The 16,576-nt window shown below is 70.5% G+C and carries 16 protein-coding genes and 2 tRNA genes; 15 read left to right on the plus strand and 3 right to left on the minus strand.

Going from position 1 to position 16,576, the window contains the following annotated elements; translation table 11 throughout:
- The first annotated feature begins 43 nt into the window (after positions 1-43).
- Both IF11_RS0101805 and IF11_RS0101810 read left to right on the plus strand, forming a co-directional pair.
- Positions 44-283 (plus strand): acyl carrier protein, encoded by a 240-nt coding sequence (locus IF11_RS0101805; RefSeq protein ID WP_030349575.1) that lies wholly within the window; start codon positions 44-46, stop codon positions 281-283.
- The gene (locus tag IF11_RS0101810; protein WP_206300621.1) at positions 283-1,539 is read left to right on the plus strand and encodes a beta-ketoacyl-[acyl-carrier-protein] synthase family protein; all 1,257 of its coding nucleotides are present in this window, start codon (positions 283-285) and stop codon (positions 1,537-1,539) included. Before IF11_RS0101805 ends, IF11_RS0101810 begins: the two co-directional genes overlap by 1 nt.
- Here the strand turns inward: IF11_RS0101810 and IF11_RS0101815 are convergent.
- Complete coding sequence (locus IF11_RS0101815) at positions 1,526-2,275, minus strand: GDSL-type esterase/lipase family protein (protein ID WP_051745338.1); 750 nt, start codon at positions 2,273-2,275, stop codon at positions 1,526-1,528. The two genes, IF11_RS0101810 and IF11_RS0101815, sit on opposite strands and share 14 nt — an antisense overlap.
- Positions 2,276-2,453: 178 nt before the next feature.
- On the opposite strand from IF11_RS0101815, the gene IF11_RS40655 reads away from it, so the two are divergent.
- From IF11_RS40655 to IF11_RS0101850, 8 genes are all read left to right on the plus strand, one after another.
- Positions 2,454-2,552, plus strand: a tRNA-OTHER gene (locus tag IF11_RS40655).
- 211 nt (positions 2,553-2,763) lie between these two features.
- A complete protein-coding gene (locus IF11_RS0101820; protein ID WP_051745340.1) occupies positions 2,764-3,444 on the plus strand; it encodes a class I SAM-dependent methyltransferase in 681 nt (226 codons plus the stop codon).
- 17 nt (positions 3,445-3,461) lie between these two features.
- Positions 3,462-4,901: a cytochrome P450 gene (locus tag IF11_RS0101825; RefSeq protein ID WP_078490324.1), complete on the plus strand. Its 1,440-nt coding sequence runs from the start codon at positions 3,462-3,464 to the stop codon at positions 4,899-4,901.
- 76 nt (positions 4,902-4,977) lie between these two features.
- Entirely contained in the window at positions 4,978-5,997 is a 1,020-nt protein-coding gene (locus IF11_RS0101830; RefSeq protein ID WP_030349580.1) for a hypothetical protein, read from the plus strand.
- The gene (locus IF11_RS0101835) at positions 5,994-8,393 is read left to right on the plus strand and encodes an MMPL family transporter (RefSeq protein WP_051745342.1); all 2,400 of its coding nucleotides are present in this window, start codon (positions 5,994-5,996) and stop codon (positions 8,391-8,393) included. The genes IF11_RS0101830 and IF11_RS0101835 overlap by 4 nt, the downstream gene beginning before the upstream one ends.
- Complete coding sequence (locus IF11_RS36275; RefSeq protein ID WP_051745344.1) at positions 8,390-8,905, plus strand: SRPBCC family protein; 516 nt, start codon at positions 8,390-8,392, stop codon at positions 8,903-8,905. Before IF11_RS0101835 ends, IF11_RS36275 begins: the two co-directional genes overlap by 4 nt.
- 50 nt (positions 8,906-8,955) lie before the next feature.
- Positions 8,956-9,498, plus strand: a complete 543-nt coding sequence (locus IF11_RS0101845; RefSeq protein ID WP_030349583.1) for a flavin reductase family protein — start codon at positions 8,956-8,958, stop codon at positions 9,496-9,498.
- On the plus strand, positions 9,495-10,865 hold the full coding sequence (locus IF11_RS0101850; RefSeq protein ID WP_030349584.1) for an NAD(P)/FAD-dependent oxidoreductase: 1,371 nt from the start codon (positions 9,495-9,497) through the stop codon (positions 10,863-10,865). The genes IF11_RS0101845 and IF11_RS0101850 overlap by 4 nt, the downstream gene beginning before the upstream one ends.
- Here IF11_RS0101850 and IF11_RS0101855 read toward each other — a convergent pair.
- A complete protein-coding gene (locus IF11_RS0101855; protein WP_078490325.1) occupies positions 10,823-11,671 on the minus strand; it encodes a helix-turn-helix transcriptional regulator in 849 nt (282 codons plus the stop codon). The genes IF11_RS0101850 and IF11_RS0101855 overlap by 43 nt on opposite strands.
- Positions 11,672-11,727: 56 nt before the next feature.
- Between IF11_RS0101855 and IF11_RS0101860 the strand changes: the two genes are divergently transcribed.
- Positions 11,728-12,117, plus strand: a complete 390-nt coding sequence (locus IF11_RS0101860) for a hypothetical protein (RefSeq protein WP_030349586.1) — start codon at positions 11,728-11,730, stop codon at positions 12,115-12,117.
- A gap of 95 nt (positions 12,118-12,212) precedes the next feature.
- Here IF11_RS0101860 and IF11_RS0101865 read toward each other — a convergent pair.
- Positions 12,213-12,299, minus strand: a tRNA-Ser gene (locus IF11_RS0101865).
- Positions 12,300-12,502: 203 nt separating this feature from the next.
- Here IF11_RS0101865 and IF11_RS0101870 point away from each other — a divergent pair.
- Genes IF11_RS0101870 through IF11_RS0101885 form a run of 4 tightly spaced genes read left to right on the plus strand, consistent with a single transcriptional unit; the run spans position 12,503 to position 16,572 of the window.
- Positions 12,503-13,534: a LacI family DNA-binding transcriptional regulator gene (locus IF11_RS0101870; protein WP_030349587.1), complete on the plus strand. Its 1,032-nt coding sequence runs from the start codon at positions 12,503-12,505 to the stop codon at positions 13,532-13,534.
- A 17-nt stretch (positions 13,535-13,551) separates the two neighbouring features.
- A complete protein-coding gene (locus IF11_RS0101875; protein ID WP_030349588.1) occupies positions 13,552-14,784 on the plus strand; it encodes a sugar ABC transporter substrate-binding protein in 1,233 nt (410 codons plus the stop codon).
- A gap of 7 nt (positions 14,785-14,791) precedes the next feature.
- The gene (locus IF11_RS0101880) at positions 14,792-15,748 is read left to right on the plus strand and encodes a carbohydrate ABC transporter permease (RefSeq protein ID WP_030349589.1); all 957 of its coding nucleotides are present in this window, start codon (positions 14,792-14,794) and stop codon (positions 15,746-15,748) included.
- 5 nt (positions 15,749-15,753) lie between these two features.
- Positions 15,754-16,572 (plus strand): carbohydrate ABC transporter permease, encoded by an 819-nt coding sequence (locus tag IF11_RS0101885; RefSeq protein WP_030349590.1) that lies wholly within the window; start codon positions 15,754-15,756, stop codon positions 16,570-16,572.
- The last annotated feature ends 4 nt before the right edge of the window (positions 16,573-16,576 follow it).

Raw genomic sequence — 16,576 nt, forward strand, 5'->3', positions numbered from 1 at the left:
CCGGCACACCGACGAACGCTTACGCTCCCGAAGGGAACCCCTCATGGAAGACATCTACCAGCGCCTGCTGGAACTGCTCACCAGCACCTTCGGCCTGGACCCCGAGAGCATCGAACCGACCAGCACGCTCAGCGCACTCGAACTCGACTCCCTCGCCCTCGTGGAGCTCTCCGTCGCCGCCCAGGAGGAGTTCGACGTACCGCTCGAAGACAGCGACCTGGGCCCCGAGTCGACCGTCGGGCAGGCCGCCGAGCTCATCTCGGGCAAGTTGGCCACCGTCTGATGGGCCGTTCACCGACGACCGCCCCGGCACAGGCCCCGTTCGACGCCGCGATCACCGGAGTCGGCATGGTCACCGCCGCCGGGGTCGGGGTGGAGCGCAGCTGGGAGCGGATCCGTGCCGGGGCCGGTACGGCGGCGACCGACGTACCGGCGCTCGCCGGCATACCCGCCGACTTCGCGTGCGCCGTCACCGATTTCGACCCCAGCGGGCTCATCGAGCGCAAGCAGATGTGGCGTCTTGACCGCAGCAGCCAGCTCGCGCTGGTCGCCGCCCACGAGGCGGTCACGGACTCCGGCCTCGACCGGGACTCCTGGGACGCCACCAGGGTCGGTGTCGTCCTCGGCAACGGCATCGGCGGCGCCGCCACCTGGGAGAAGCAGCACAAGGTGCTGCTGGAGCGCGGCGCGCGCAAGGTCTCCCCGCTGCTCGTCCCCATGCTGTCGCCCAATATGTGCGCCGGATACGTGTCCATGATGTTCGGCGCCCGGGGCCCCAGCCTGGTGACGGCGACGGCCTGCGCCTCCGGGACCACGGCGGTGGGCACGGCACGCGAACTGCTGCGCAGCGGAGCCTGCGACGTGGTGATCACCGGCGGCACCGAGGCACCTCTCGTCCCCTCGCTGATCACGGGTTTCGGCCAGATGCGGGCGCTGGCCGACCGGCGCGACGATCTGTCCGCCACCTCCCGTCCCTTCGACGCCGACCGGGACGGCTTCGTGCCGGCCGAGGGCGCGGCCGTACTCGTCCTGGAACGCGCCGAGGACGCCAGGGCGCGCGGAGCCACGATCCGGGCCATGGTCAGCGGATACGGCGCCTCCGCCGACGCGTTCCACGCGACCGCTCCCGATCCGGACGGCGGGGGCGCGGAACTCGCTGTGCGCGCCGCGCTGCGCGACGCCGGGGTCGGCCCCGGCGAGGTGGACCATGTCAACGCGCACGGCACGGCGACGGTACTCAACGACGCCACCGAGGCCCGCATGATCCGCCGGGTGCTCGGGGAGCGGCCCGCCGTCACCTCCGTCAAGGGTGTGGTGGGCCACTCCCTGGCCGCCGCCGGGGCCATCGAGGCTGTGGTGACGGCGCTGTCCCTCCAAGAGGGCCATATCCCGCCGACCGCCAATCTGGAGAGCCTGGATCCGGAACTGGAACTGGACATGGTGTTCAAGGCCGGGCGCGACCTGCGCGCCGAGGTGGCCGTCAGCAACTCCTTCGGATTCGGCGGTCAGAATGCCGTACTGCTGTTCACCAGGGCCTGACCGGTCCGTGGTCGGCCCCGGCCGTGGGGACGGCGGCGGCCGTCCGGCGGCCGAGGGCACGCACCACGGAGGCGGCCGCGACCGCGTGGCCGAGGCTGTTCGGCCGCGCCCGGTCGCGGCTCCACACGGCCGCCACCTCGGTGTCGGAGTAGTGGGACGCGAGGTCGATATAGAGCGTGCCATGGCGCAGGGCAACGGCCCTGGCCTGTTCGGACACCCGTTTCTGCTGTTCGGCCACTTGTTCCCGGCGGCCGGCCGGCAGTCCGGGCCAGCCGGCCAACTGGTAGGAGCCGAGCAGCGCGACGTCGTACCCGGCGTCACGCAGCGGCGCGACGATCCGTACCAGCTCCGCCGTCAGTCCGTACATGTCGAGCGTCTCGTCCGGTGTGTACGCGGTGCCGCAGCAGACCAGCGCGAGGTCGCCCCGGAAGGCGAGCGCGGCCGGGAGCTGCCCGGAGCGCACCTGCGCGGCGCGCAGCTCCCGCCGGCCGAGGAGGTTGAGATACGCGAAGCCCTCGGTGGCGGCGCCCAGGGCGGTCGCGACCCTGTCGTACCAGGGCCTCGGTCCGTATCCCTCGACAGGTTCCGCGGCCCGCTCCACCGCGATGTCGCCCAGCACCGCCAGGCGGCGCCATGGGGCCCCGGCGAGGAGCTTTCCGGCTTCGCCGGGCCGCAGGCATCGTGGGTCGGCACCCTCCCGGACAAGGGACTTTCGCTGGTCGGTCGTGTCGTTCATCGTGTTCCCCTCGCTCTGAACCCTTCCTTGCTGCCCGCTTCGATTCCGGTCCACTCCTCCGGTTTGTCCCTGTCCGGGGCGCGACGAGCGGTCTCAGGAAGATCTCAGCGTGATCTCAGGAAGCTGCGGCAGCATCAGTGGCGCAGCGGAAGCAGCGGCCGGTCCGCCTCCGAGGCTGGGAGAGGTACCCGAAGTGGTCCAACGGGGTTCCGGGGCAACCCGGATCGGGTCGCCGGACAGGCACTGGCCCGCGCAGGTTCGAATCCTGCCCTCTCCGCCGACCATCCGATGCCGTGCCGCGGCGCCGTCCTCGTGGGTGAGGGGACCGCGCCCAAGGCCGTCAGGCAGACGGGATACCAGCGGGCCGCTCCCTGTGCGCGCTGTGGCCCGCATATCCATTCCCGGAAGTTGCCGGGCCCGCCCTCCGGGGCCGGCGGCCCATTCCGTGGCACCACCCGAGACGTTGCGAATCGCGAAGGGAAGTCCGGATGATCGACAAACTGCTGAAGAGGCCGCTGGAGTTGGTGGAGGACAACTTCAAGCAGCCGAACGGGCGCGCCGGTCGGCTGATCGGCCATGTGATGGCGAAGCAGCACCGTACGCTCACCGTGTGGGCGATCGAGCACATGGAAGTACGCCGCTCCCAGCGTGTCCTGGACATCGGCTGCGGCGGCGGAATGGCCGTCAAACTGCTGTCGGAGCAGGCGACTCAGGGGTTCGTCGCCGGCGTGGACTACTCCGCGGAGATGGTCCGTCAGTCCGTACGGCGCAATGTCGACGGCGTCGCCGCGGGACGGGTGGAGATCAAGCAGGGCGACGCGGGCGAGCTGCCGTACGGCGACGCGTCCTTCGACCAGGTCAGCGCCATCGAGACGTTCTACTTCTGGCCCGACCCGATGCGCGGGCTCAGCGAGGCGTACCGGGTCCTCAAGCCCGGCGGCCAGGTGTCGGTCACCCTGGAGATGAGCCGGGAGGCGGCCGAGAAGCCCACGGCGAAACAGCGTCTCCTCGGACGGCGGTTCACCGAGCGCTCCGAGCGCGAGGGCCTGCGGATCCTCTCGGGGGCCGATCTGGTGGAGATGCTGGGCAAGGCCGGTTTCCGGGACGCCCGGTTCGTCGCGGAGCCGCTCCGCTCGTTCGGCTGGGTCTGCGCCCTGGCCCGGAAGTGAAGGGGAGTGACTTTCGCATGACGGCAACACGCGGCACCGCCACCACCGCTCCGTCCCCGTCCGGGGCGGCGGCCCCCTCGGCGCCCGAGGCGCGCGGGCTGCCCGTGCTGGGCAGTGTGCTGGACTTCCGCAAGGACATCCTGGACGCCATGCACCAGGGCTGGCGCGACCACGGCGATCTGGTCCGCTACCGGCTCGGTCCGGTCGTCGTGCACGGCGTCTCCAGCCCCGAACTCGCCGGTGAGGTCCTGACCGACAGCGCGACGTACGGCAAGCTCGGCCCGGACAACCCGCTCCGGCTGATCCTCGGCGAGGGCCTGCTCACCAGCGACGACCATGAGAGCTGGATGCGCAACCGGCGCATGATGCAGCCCATTTACACCAAACAGGCGATCGCGCGCATGTTTGACTCGATGTCCGAGTCGACCGCGAATCAGGTCGCCCACATGGCCGCCACGTACCGAAGCGGCGATGTGGTGGACGTGCACGAGGAGATGATGCGGGTCACGCTCGACATCGTCAGCCGGTGCATGTTCAGCACCGATGTCGAGCAGACCAGGGACGGCATCAGCCCGGAGGCCGTCGACGTCGCCATCAACTACGCCTTCGACCGCCTCCAGAACCCCTTCAGCCCGCCCACCCAGTGGCCGACCCCGCGCAATCGCCGCTTCCAGGAGGTGATGAAGGGGATCGACGAGATGACGTACGGGATCATCGCGGAGCGCCGCAAGGCGGCGGCCGACGGTGTCTCCCGCGGTGAAGGGCCGCCCGATCTGCTCGACATGATGCTGGACGTACGGGACGCCGACACCGGCGAGGGCATGAGCGACCGCGAGGTGCGCGACGAGGTCATCACCACCTTCGGCGCGGGGCACGAGACCACCGCGATCACCCTCACCTGGGCCTTCTATCTGCTCTCCGGCAACCGCCAGGCGATGCGCCGGGTGCAGGACGAGGTGGACGAGGTCCTCGGCGACCGTATGCCCACCATGGAAGACCTGGCGGCCATGCCCTACGCACTCCAGGTCTTCGAGGAGGCGCTGCGGCTGTATCCGTCCGCACCGATCGTCCCCAGGCTGGTGCTCAAGGACACCGTGCTGGGGGGCCACAGCGTGCCGGCCGGCTCACGGCTGCTGGTCAATCTCTACAACATCCACCGCCACGAGCGGCACTGGACCGAGCCGGAGCGCTTCGATCCGGACCGCTTCTCCCCCGAGGGCAAGAAGGGGCGCCACCGCTTCGCCCACATGCCCTTCGGAGCCGGTCCACATCTCTGCATAGGCAAGCACTTCGCGTTGATGGAGGCACATCTGCTGCTCGCCGCCCTGGTACGGCGGTACGAGTTCCGGCACGTGCCCGCGCACCGCGTCGTCAACCAGGCGTCGATCACTCTGCGGCCGCGCTACGGAATGTCCATGACCGCGCACGCCCGTACGGGAGCGCGCGGCGCTCCGTAACGGTGGTGCACCGGCGCCGGGCGCCACCACCAGCACAGCACAGCCAGTGCCAGTATCGGATGGGAAGACGGACCCGATGAACTTGGACCCCAGCACAGCGGACGCGGAGCGCCTGAACTGGACGCAGTACCGTCCGGGCCAGGAAGCCGGCCATTACGAGAGCTTCTACCAGCGGGGCAACCACCCGACGGAGCCCCGGGCCTTCTGGATCCGGTACACGATCTTCAGTCCCGCCGGCATGCCCCATGCCGCCATCGGTGAACTGTGGGCCATCTACTTCGACGGGACCACCGGCCGTCATGTGGTGGCCAAGGAGGAACACCCGATCTCCGACTGCCACTTCAGCCCCGATTCCTTCAGCGCCCGGGTGAACGACCGGGTCCTGGAGACGGGCGCTCTGAAGGGCGAGGCGGCCGGCACCAACGGCCATATCGGCTGGGATCTGACGTACGAGGGCTCCGAACCGCCGCTGCTCCTGCTGCCGCCCGGCATGTACACCGGAGGTTTCCCCAAGGCCAAGAGCCTGGTCGGGGTCCCGCTGGCGACCTACAGCGGCAAGCTCACGGTCGATGGCGAGACGATCGACGTGGACGGCTGGACCGGCAGCCAGAACCACAACTGGGGCAGCCGGCACACCGATCACTACGCCTTCGGGCAGGTCGCCGGGTTCGACGAGCACCCGGACAGCTTCCTGGAGATCGTCACCGGCCGTACGAAGCTGGTGGGCCCGGTCAAGACGCCGAAGATCACGTTCCTGGTGCTCCGCCACGAAGACCGGGAGTACTCCCTGTCCGCGCCCCGTCAGGCGCTCAAGGCCAAGGCCGACTTCGGCTATTTCTACTGGGACTTCACCAGCTCCGACGAGACCGTCGCCATCCGGGGCCGCTTCACCGCGGCGCCCGAGGACTTCGTCGGGCTGAATTACTACAACCCTCCCGGTGGCATCAAGCACTGCCTCAACACCAAGATCGGCAGGTGTGAGCTGGAGTTGGTCAACAAGGCGACCGGCAAGCGCCAGCGGCTCACCACGAGCAACCGCGCGCTGATGGAGATCCTGACGGACGACCGCGAACACGGAATCGCGATCCGCGCATGAGCGATCCGCGCCCGGACGGCTCATCGGGGTCCACGAGGCGTGGCGGGTCCCGGTTACCGACGCGTCTGTCCCGCCTGACCAGCCGTCACCGGCTGCCGCTCGCCGTCCTGTGGCTGCTGCTGCTCGGCGTCGCGGGCTGGCAGGCCGCTCCGCTGCCGGGTCTGCTCAGCGGCGGTGGATGGTACGTGCCGGGCTCCGGCTCCGCCGTCGCCGCCGAGCGGCTCACCGACGGGTTCGACGGGCGCGGCGCCACCTCCCTGACCCTCGTGATCAAGGACACCCGGCACCGGGCCGGCGATCCCGCCTTCGAGACGCGGGTACGGGACGCCGCCGAGGCCGTGCTCCGGGACGACGGCCTCAAGGCCACGGGCGGCTACGGATACACCACGCTCACCGGCGACCGGGCGCGCGGCGCCTTCCTCGGTGACGACGACCGTACGGCACTGGTCCGCGTCGGCTCCGAGTTGGACGACGGCACGGCCCGCCGTCTGCTGCCCGATATCCAGGACAGGCTCAGCCGGGAGTACGAGCCGCGGGGCCTCCAGGTGTCCCTGGTGAGCCAGGCCGCTCTGTGGGGCGAGGTGAACCATCTGAGCGAACGCGGGCTGCTCCTCGCCGAACTGGTCACCCTGCCGCTGATCCTCCTGGTCCTGCTGCTGCTCTTCCGCAGCGTGGCCGCCGCGCTCGCCGCCCTGCTGGTCGGTGTCACGTCGGTGGTCCTCGCCCTCGCGGTGCTCGCCCTCGTCGCCCGGCAGACCGAGCTTTCGGTGTTCGTACAGAACGCCGCCACCATGCTGGGTCTCGGCGTGGGCGTGGACTACTCACTCTTCATGATCATGCGTTTCAAGAGTGAGCTGCCTCCCGGGGGCGGCCCGCTCTCCCGGGAGGACAGCGAGCGCGCGCTCGCGCGTACGCTGCGTACCTCGGGCGAGACCGTCGTGGCCTCCGGCATCACGATCGTGGCCGCCATGTCCACCCTCTTCCTGGTGGATCTGAGCGTCATCCAGTCGATGGCTCTCGGCGTCGTGGTCGTGGTCGCCTTCTCCGTCCTGACCAGTGTGCTGCTGCTGCCCGTACTGCTGCATCTGCTGGGGTCCAGGATCGAGTGGGGCAGGATCGGCCGCCGCATGACCAACACCCCTCGGTCCGGCGGTGGCTGGGTCACGGTGACGCAGGCGGTCATGCGCCGCCCCGTGCTGTTCCTGGTGGCCGGCGTCGCGGCGCTGACCGCGCTCGCCCTCCCCGCCGTACGCCTGGACACCTTCACCCCGGACGCCCGGGTCGTGCCCGCGGACGCGGCGGTACGCCAGGGCTACGACGCGGCCAGGGACGAGTTCGGGGTGGGCAGCGCGGCGCCGATCCAGGTGGTCGTCGAATCGCGCGTACCACTCCAGCGGCGCTCCGACGCGGAGGTCGCGCAGTTGCTGCGGTTCCACGACACCGTCGCCGGACTGCCCGGGGTGGTACGGACCGACTCGGCGATCGGTACGCTCCGCCAGGCCGGCCGGGACCGCCCGTTCGCGGCCCTCGCATCGCTGGACCGGCTGCCCGCCGATGCCCGTGGCACGGTCGGGCACTTCGTGTCGGGAGACGGCAGGACCGCGCTCATCGAGGTGGTGGGCGGCGACACCGCCTCCTCCGAACCGCTGCGGGACCTGCTCGCGTCCGTACGCGCCGAGGCCGCCGGTTTCACGGCCGGCGGCGGAGGCTGGAAGGTGAACGTCGGCGGGGAGACGGCCGAGGGCGTCGACGCGAACAAGGTGATCGAGGACAAGCTGGTGCCGGTCATCGCGACCATGCTCGGCGTCATCTATCTGCTGCTGCTTCTCACCTTCCGCTCCCTGTTCCTGCCGCTCAAGGCCATCGCGATGAACCTGCTCTCCGTGGGCGCCACCTACGGGGTGCTGGTCCTGGTCTTCCAGGACGGTCTGGGAAGCGGGCCGTTCGGCTTCGACGTGGACGGCCACCTCACCAACTTCGTCCCCGTACTGCTGGTCACCCTGCTCTTCAGCCTCAGCACGGACTACGAGGTCTTCCTGCTCAGCAGGGTCCGCGAGGACTATCTCGCCACCGGGGACGACATCGGCAGCGTGGCGCGCGGCATGTCCTCCACGATGCCGCTGATCTCCGGCGCGGCCGTCCTCATGGTCGCGGTCTTCGCGGCCTTCGCGTTCACCGGCATCCTGCCCATGCAGCAGCTCGGCCTCGGCATGGCCCTGGCCATCGCGCTCGACGCGACCGTCATCCGGCTCCTGATCGTCCCGGCGTCGATGCGTCTGATGAGCCGCTGGAACTGGTGGCTGCCGGGCCGCAAGCACGCGCCGGGCACCGCGCACGCGCCCGAACCCGTACAAGCCGAAGGTATGGCCAGCATGGAGAGGACCGCCCACAAGTGACCGACCAGACCGCCGCGACACCACCGGAGTCCGACTCCCCGTCACGGATATCCGAGAGCATCGTCATCCGGGTACCGCCGGAGACCGCCTACGCGGCGGTCAGCGACGTGGCGAGGATGGGCGAGTGGAGCCCGGAGTGCCGGGGCGCGTGGATCATCGGACGCAACGGCCCGGCCAGGACGGGCATGCGCTTCATCGGACGCAACCGCGCCCGGTGGCTGCCGTGGCCCACGCTGTGCCATGTGGTCGAGGCCGATCCCGGCCGCACCTTCGCCTTCCATGTGAGCTTCCTCGGTATCTCGGTGGCGGGCTGGACATACCGCTTCACCCCGCTGCCCGAGGGCTGCGAGGTCCACGAGGAGTGGCGGGACCGCCGCTCCGGCCCGCTCGGCATGGCGCTCACGGCCGTCACCCCGCTGGTGACCGGTGTCGTACGGCGCAGGACCCGCAACCGGGCGACGATGCGCACCACCCTCGTCGCGCTGCGGGACGCTCTGGAGTCCGGCCGCTAGGTCCTGTCTCCCCTCTCCCCGAAGCAAGCAACCGGACAGGAAGGAGCCCCATGATGCAGCCCGTCATAGCCGGTGCGCGTACCGGCGGGCCGGAAGTGGATCAGACGTCCGTTCCCGGCGCCCAACTCTGCCTGGACTTCTACGCCGGCCTCGCCTCCGGCATCGCCGTCGTCACGGCGCCCTCGGACGACGGGCCGGTGGGGACGACCGTCTCGACCGTCACCTCGCTCTCGGCCGACCCGCCGCTGCTGCTCGTCTGTCTGTCCCACACCTCGCGTACCCTCGCCGCGATCACGCCGGATTCCCACTTCGCGGTGCACCTCCTGCACGAGGAACAGAGCGGCCGGGCACGGCTGTTCTCCACCGCCACCCCCGCCGAGCGGTTCGCCGCCGAATCGTTCGAGGAGGTGCTCGGCGTACCGGTGCTCTCGGACACCTTCGCCTGGTCGGTCTGCCGGACCGAGGAGGTACGCGCGTACGGCGACCACTGCCTCGTCGTGGGGCGGGTGGCCGCCCTGCACACGGCCGGCGGGCGGCCTCTGATCTGGCACGACCGCGGCTTCCACACCCTGGCGGAAGCGGGGAAGCGATGACGGCCCCGATACGGGAGGAGCCCTGCTGGGCACCCGACGCCTCCCCCGGAGACGCCCCTGGCCGGGCCACCACCGGCGCGCCCTCCGCGCGGGTGACCGGCGGGCCGACCGCCGATGTCGCCGTGGTCGGAGCCGGTCTTGCCGGTCTGTCCACCGCGTACCACCTGATCGAACGCGATCCCTCGCTGGATGTCGTCGTCGTGGACGCCCGTCATCCGGCGGCCGGCGCCAGCGGGCGGGGCACCGGCCTCCTCGGGCCCCAGGTCGGTCCGGCCATCGACCGGGCCGCCCGCCGCTACGGCCCTTCCACGGCGCGGCGCATGTATCTGGCCTCCGTGAGCGCAGTGGAGCGAGTGGTCGCGCTGACCGAGGAGTTGGGCGCGCCGTGCGGGCTGCGCGCGGGCGAGCAGATCGTGGCGACCCGTACGGCGTCCGGCCTGGCGTCCCTCGCCCGGCAGGCGCGGACGTATCAGGCGCTCGGCCTGGACGTCCCCGTGCTGTCGGCCGCCGCCATCCGCGAGCGCCTCGATGTCCCGTACCACGCGGGGCTGCTGTACCGCTCCGCCGCCACCCTCGACCCGGCCGCCCTGAGCGGTGCGCTGGCGGCCGCCTGCGCCGCGAAGGGGGTCCGCTTCCACGACGACAGCCCGCTGCGCGGGATGCGTCCCGGCAGTGGCGACACGCCCACCGAACTGCTCTTCCCCAGCGGCACGCTCCGCGCCCGCAAGGCCGTCCTGGCCGTCAACGCGGCGGCCGGACCGCTCGGGCTGCCCGTCGGTACGATCCTGCCCCTTCAGGTGCACGCCATCGCCACCGCCCCGCTCGGCCCCGAGGCCCGCACGGCGCTGGGGGGCGCCACCGGAACGTCCCTCGTCGACAGCATGTCCCTGGCGCCGTACTTCCGTCTCACCCACGACGACCGCCTGGTGGTGGGCGGCGGCAGGGCCGTCCATCTGCCGGGGCTGCGTGCCGACCGGGCCGCCGCGCTGCGCACCGCCACCTGGACCTGGCTGGAGGAGCGGCTGCGCCGGCTGCACCCCGTACTCGCCGATGTCCCGGTCACCCACCGCTGGTCGGGACAGATAGGCATGACCACCGACGACCTCCCGGTGGTCGGTCGCGTCGGCGGCCATCCGGACGTGTGGTACATCGGTGGCTGCTGCGGCCATGGCCTGGCCATGTCGGTGGCGCATGGATCACATGTCGCGGAGTCGCTCGTCGAAGACCCCTCGGCGGGCCGCGGCCCCGCCGACTACCCCTGGCACCGCGACCGGGCCCCACGGGTCCCGCTCACCGCGCGCCCGGTCAGGGGACTGCTACGGGCCTACCTGAGCGGCATGGACCGGGAAGCCCGCCGCACCCCATGAGGCCGGGTCTCCGGCGCCGGGCTGGACTGCCCGGCGGCCCTGATCGTCAGCCGAGGGGAGAACAGACTGCTGGGCCGCAGGCCGAACATCGCGTGGAAAGCACTGCTGAAGTGGGACGGGCTGGCGAAGCCCGACTCGACGGCAGCCGTGCTCAGATCGGGCCACGTATCCAGCAGGGTCGCCACCCTCACCATGCGCGTCCACATCCGGTAGCGGCGGAAGGTCGTGCCCGTCTCGGCCCGGAACAGCCGGAGGAACGCCGAGACGGACAGCCCGGCCTCCGCCGCCAGTTCCGTCGCCGGCAGTTGCTGCCCGGAGCTCTCGGAGAGCCGTCGGGTCGCCTGCCGTACGCGCGGGTCCCGGCTGCCGGAGAGACCGTCCGGGCCGGCGAGATCCAGCCACTGCCGTACGGCCGGCAGCGGCACGTCCTGCTCCAACAGGGCGGCCAGCGACGTCAGTTCGCGCTCGTGTGCGTGGTCCCTGGCCAGTTCGGCGCTCCCGCTCATCAGCCGGCGGCACGCCCGCTCGCGCGCGGACGCCGGGTCCAGGTAGCAGAAGGCCATCCGGCCCCCGCCGGCCACGATCCGGTGCCGCACCCGCGCCCCCACCAGCGCCGTACGGGCGACATGGGCCGGGCCGTGCTCCAGCCGGACCGTGAACTCCCCGTCGATACCCACCGCCAGACAGCTCACCGCCCCGGAGTGGACGTCCAGTTCGAGCGACGGCCCGACATACAGCGCGTGCCCCGGCCACAACCACAACGCGGCCTGGTCACGGCACGTTTCTGAAAGCAGCGCCGGTTGCATGCGGGCATGCTAACCAACACCCCGATCATCCCTTCCTCTTGTTGAACGGAAAAGATATGTGGACCGACCGACTCACCACCGCGCTGTTCGTCGTCGTGGGTGCGGTGAACCTCCTGCCCGGAGTCGTCGCACTGGCCCCGTCCCGAATCACGACGGCGTACGGGGTGTCCATAGACGGTCCCGACTCCGCTGATCTGACGGTGCTTCTGCGGCATCGCGCGGTGCTCCTGGGACTCGTCGGAATCGCCCTGCTCTGCGCGGCGTTCATCCCGTCCCTGCGAGTGCCCGCCCTCATCGGCGGCGGGGTCAGCATGGGCTCGTTCCTGCTGCTCGCCTACACCACGCCGGCGCTCAACGACGCGACGATGCGGGTGGCGCGGATCGATATCGCGGCGATCGCGCTGCTGGTCGTGGCGGCGGTCCTGGTCTGGCGCAAGAACGCCTGAACGCCGGGAGGCGAGGGGCGTCCGCCCCTCGCCTCCCGGCGTCCGAAGGCCCGGCGCGCCGCCCGAGATGGGCGGCGCGCCGGGCCTTCGCTGTGCGGAGAGGGCAGGATTCGAACCTGCGAGGGCTTTCACCCGGTCCGGGTTTCCCCGGAACCCCGTTGGGCCGCTTCGGGTACCTCTCCCCACCTCGGGACGGGGTCTCCCCCGTTCCCTTCGGTGCTCATGATTCTGCTGGACCCGCCTGAGATTTCGCTGACACGGCCCTGAGACGAAACAAGTCCGTTCCCGACTCTTGCCCGGGCTTCCGGTGCGCCCTAATGTGACGCCCACGTACACAATGTCGAATCGATTCGACGAATCGATTCGACAGTCGCGAAGGGGCGGCGTGGCCACCATCAAGGACGTAGCGCAGCGGGCGGGTGTCGCTCCGAGCACGGTCTCGTACGTGCTGAGCGGCTCCCGGAAGATCTCCGAGGACACCCGGATCGCCGTCCGCGCCGCTGTCGAGGAGCTGGGTTACCACCCGCGTGCCAGCGCCCGTACGCTGCGCAGCGCCCGCAGCCACGTCCTGGCGCTCGCCGTGCCCCGGGTGCCCGGCAAGTACCGGGGCACGGACGGTACGTTCGCCATCGACATCAGTGACGCCGCGCGCGGCCACGGCTACGACGTCGTGCTGATCACCGATCTGGCCGGCGTGGCCGCCATGCGCCGTGTGGCCGGCAGCGGAATGGCCGACGCGGCCGTGCTGATGGCCGTGGAGGAGCACGATGCGCGCGCCGCCGCCCTCCGCGAGACGGGGTTTCCCGCCGCGCTGCTCGGCCGCAGCGAGGACGCCCCCGGTCTGCCGTGGGTCGATCTCGACTGGGAGGCCGCCGTGGCCCTCGCCCTGCGCGAGACGGTCGCGGCCGGGCACCGCCGCATCGTCTTCCTGTCGTCCGCCGAGCACGAGATCTCCGCCCGGCGCGGTTACGCGCTGCACGGTCTGGCCGGTGCCCGGCTCGCGGCCCGCGAGAGCACGGCCGACATCCGGATCGTCCCCTCCAGTGGTGAGCCCGAGAAGCTGGGCCGCGCGCTGCGCGAGGCACTGGCCGCCCGGCCCGCTCCGACCGCGCTCGTGGTCCAGCACCTGATCCTGCTGCCGCACTTGCTGGACGAGATCGCCGCGGCCGGACTTCGGGTGCCCGAGGATCTGGCCGTCGTTCTCGTCGGCAGCTTCCCCGACGACGTGGGCGGCCGGCCGCTGCCCCGTATCGAACTTCCCGTGACGGAGATGTCCGCCGCCGTGGTCCGTCTCGCGGTCGGTGCCGTGGGCACGGACGGCTCCGTTCCCTCGGGAGAACAACCCCCACACCGGCTGATCGCCCCCCGGATGGCGACCGGAAGCGCGATCCGCCCTCCTTCGGAGCCGTCTTCGTGAACGGAGAGCCCACCACCATGCAACGCCCAAGACGCATACGGATGATCGCGACCGCCACTGCCGCGCTCGTCCCCGTGACAGTGGGTCTGACGGGGTGCGCCGCCACCCCCGACCCGGGCACCGTCACCGTACTCAACTCGGCCACCGACGCGGCCGAGCACAACGCGAACCAGGCGTTCTTCGACCGCTGCGCGAAACCGCTGGGGCTGAAGGTCGAGCAGATCAGCGTGCCCGCGGACACGGTCGCCTCGAAAGCCCTGCGGATGGCTTCCTCGAACTCGCTCACCGACATCCTGGAACTCGACGGCTCGGAGCTGCCCCAGTTCGCGGAGACCGGCGGGCTGCGTCCGCTGGCCGAAGTGGGCCTGGACACCTCCGGTTTCTCCGACAGCGCCACCTCGCTGGGGAGCTACGACGGGACGCAGTACGGCGTGGCTCGCTCGGTGAACTCCCTGGCGCTGCTCTACAACAAGGACCTGCTGCGCAAGGCGGGTGTCGAACCGCCCACCACCTGGCCGGAGTTGCGCGCGACGGCGAAGACGCTGACGTCGGGGAACACGTACGGCATGGCCTTCAGCGCCAGCCCCAACGCCGACGGCGTCTACCAGTTCCTGCCGTTCTTCTGGTCGGGCGGCGGTGATGAGGCGCGGCTCGACAATGGCAAGGGCGAGGCCGCCCTGACGCTGTGGAAGGACTTGCTCGGCGACAGGTCCGTGTCGAAATCGGTCGTCAACTGGAATCAGCAGGACGTGAACGACCAGTTCGTGGCCGGCCGTGCCGCGATGATGATCAACGGGCCGTGGCAGGTGCCGGTGCTCAGCGCGCAGGACAAGGTCGACTGGGCCGTCGCCACCATCCCCGTTCCCGAGGCCGGGCAGGAGGCGATCGCACCGATCGGCGGAACGGTGATGGCCGTACCGAAGAGTGACGACAGCGGGCGCGAGAAGAACGCCGGGAAGATCCTCGCCTGTCTCAACAGCGAGAAGAACCAGCTCGCTTGGGGCGAGTCGGTGAACAACGTCCCCACCAGGGCGTCCGCGGCGACGTCGTACGCCGAGAAACACCCCGAGCTGGCCCCGTTCGTCGATCTGGTCGCCACGGCACGCTCCCGCACCGCCGAGGTCGGCACCCGTTGGCCGGTGGTCAACGACGCGCTCGCCGGCGCCTTCCAGTCGGTATTGACCGGCGGGACCGGGCCGGAGCAGGCCCTGAAGAACGCCCAGCGTCAGGCATCGGCCGGGGAGAAGTGAGGACACCATGAGTACCGCTGTCTCCTCCGCCGCCGCACCGGCGAAGACCGTCGTTCCCGGCCCCACGGGGCCACGCCGCGGCCGCCACTCGCTGCTGCGCTGGCTGTTCGTCCTGCCCGCGCTCGTCTATATGACGCTGTTCTTCGGCTACCCGCTGGTGCGCAACATCGTCATGAGCTTCCAGGAGTACACACCGAGGACGTACTTCACCGGGGAGGCGCCCTTCAACGGGCTGGACAACTGGCGTGCCGTCCTCTCCAACGAGCTGTTCGCCGACTCTCTGTGGCACACCGCGGTGTTCACCGTCGGCTCGCTGGCCGGCCAGTTCACCATCGGCCTGGCGCTGGCCGTCTTCTTCTCCCGCCGCTTCCGGCTCTCGGGCGTCATCCGAGCGGTCCTGCTGCTGCCCTGGCTGGTCCCCATGGTGGTGTCCGCCGTTGTCTGGCGACGCGTGCTCGACCAGGACCACGGCATCCTCAACAGCGCGCTTCAGACCATCGGGCCGGCCGACGGTGGGGTGCCGTGGCTGAGCAGCCCCAGTGTGGCCCTGCTCTCGGCCATCCTGGTCAACATCTGGATCGGCATCCCGTTCAACATGGTGATCCTCTACGGCGGACTGCAGGAGATCCCGCGCCAGCTCTACGAGGCGGCGTCGCTGGACGGCGCGAGCCCGTGGCGCGCGTTCCGCAGTGTCACACTGCCGCTGCTGCGACCAGTGGTGACCGTGGTGCTGGTGCTCGGCTTCATGTCCACGGTGAAGATCCTCGACCTGATCCTGGCGCTGACCTCGGGCGGTCCCGCCGACTCCACCCAGACGCTGGGCACCGTCACGTACCAGCTCTCCTTCCTCCAGCTCGACTTCGGCCAGGGCGCGGTCGTCGGCAATGTGCTCATCCTCATCAGCGCGGTCTTCGCCGTGCTCTATCTGCGGGCCAACCGGGCCGACTTCGGAACGGGGAAGTGATACCGATGAAGCGGTTCTCGTCGCTGCGCGGCGCCTGGAACACCACCGCCGCGCTGCTCATCCTGGTCTTCCTGCTCTTCCCGGTGTACTGGATGGTCAACACCGCGCTCCAGCCGGAGACGAGCATCACGGCCACCGAGTGGTTCCCCACCTCGGTCAGCCTGTCCAACTTCGACGCGGCCATCAGCAGCCAGGGAAAGTCCCTGCTGACCAGCCTCGTCGTGGCGCTCGGTGCGGTCGTGGTGTGTCTGGCGCTGGCCGCGCCCGCCGCGTACGGACTCGCGCAGTTCGGTCTGCGGGGCGGCCGGAGCATCGTCTTCACCACGCTGATCACGCAGATGGTGCCGGGCATCGTGATCGCCAACGCCCTGTACAGCGCGTACGCGGAACTCGGGCTCGTCAACTCCTATCTGGGGCTGATACTCGCCGACGCGTCGCTGGGGCTGCCGTTCTCGATCGTGCTGCTGCGCGCGTTCATGGTGTCCGTGCCCGGTGAGGTGATCGAGGCCGCGCTGGTCGATGGCGCGAACCGGTTCACGGCCTTCGTACGCATCGTGCTGCCGATGAGCCGTAACGCGCTGATCACCGCGGGCCTGTTCACGTTCCTGTTCGCCTGGTCGGACTTCATGTTCGCCCTGACGCTCAACACCACCGACGACGTCAAGCCGATCACGCTCGGTATCTACCAGTTCGTCGGGGCCCATGTCAGCGACTGGGGCGCCGTGATGGCCACCGCCGTGCTGTCGGCCGTACCGGCGGCGATCCTGCTCGTCCTCGCCCAGAAGTACATCGCCGCGGGCATCTCCGGCGGCTCCATCAAGTAGCCGG

Source organism: Streptomyces scopuliridis RB72 (assembly GCF_000718095.1).
In the GTDB taxonomy this organism is placed as follows: Bacteria; Actinomycetota; Actinomycetes; order Streptomycetales; family Streptomycetaceae; genus Streptomyces; species Streptomyces scopuliridis.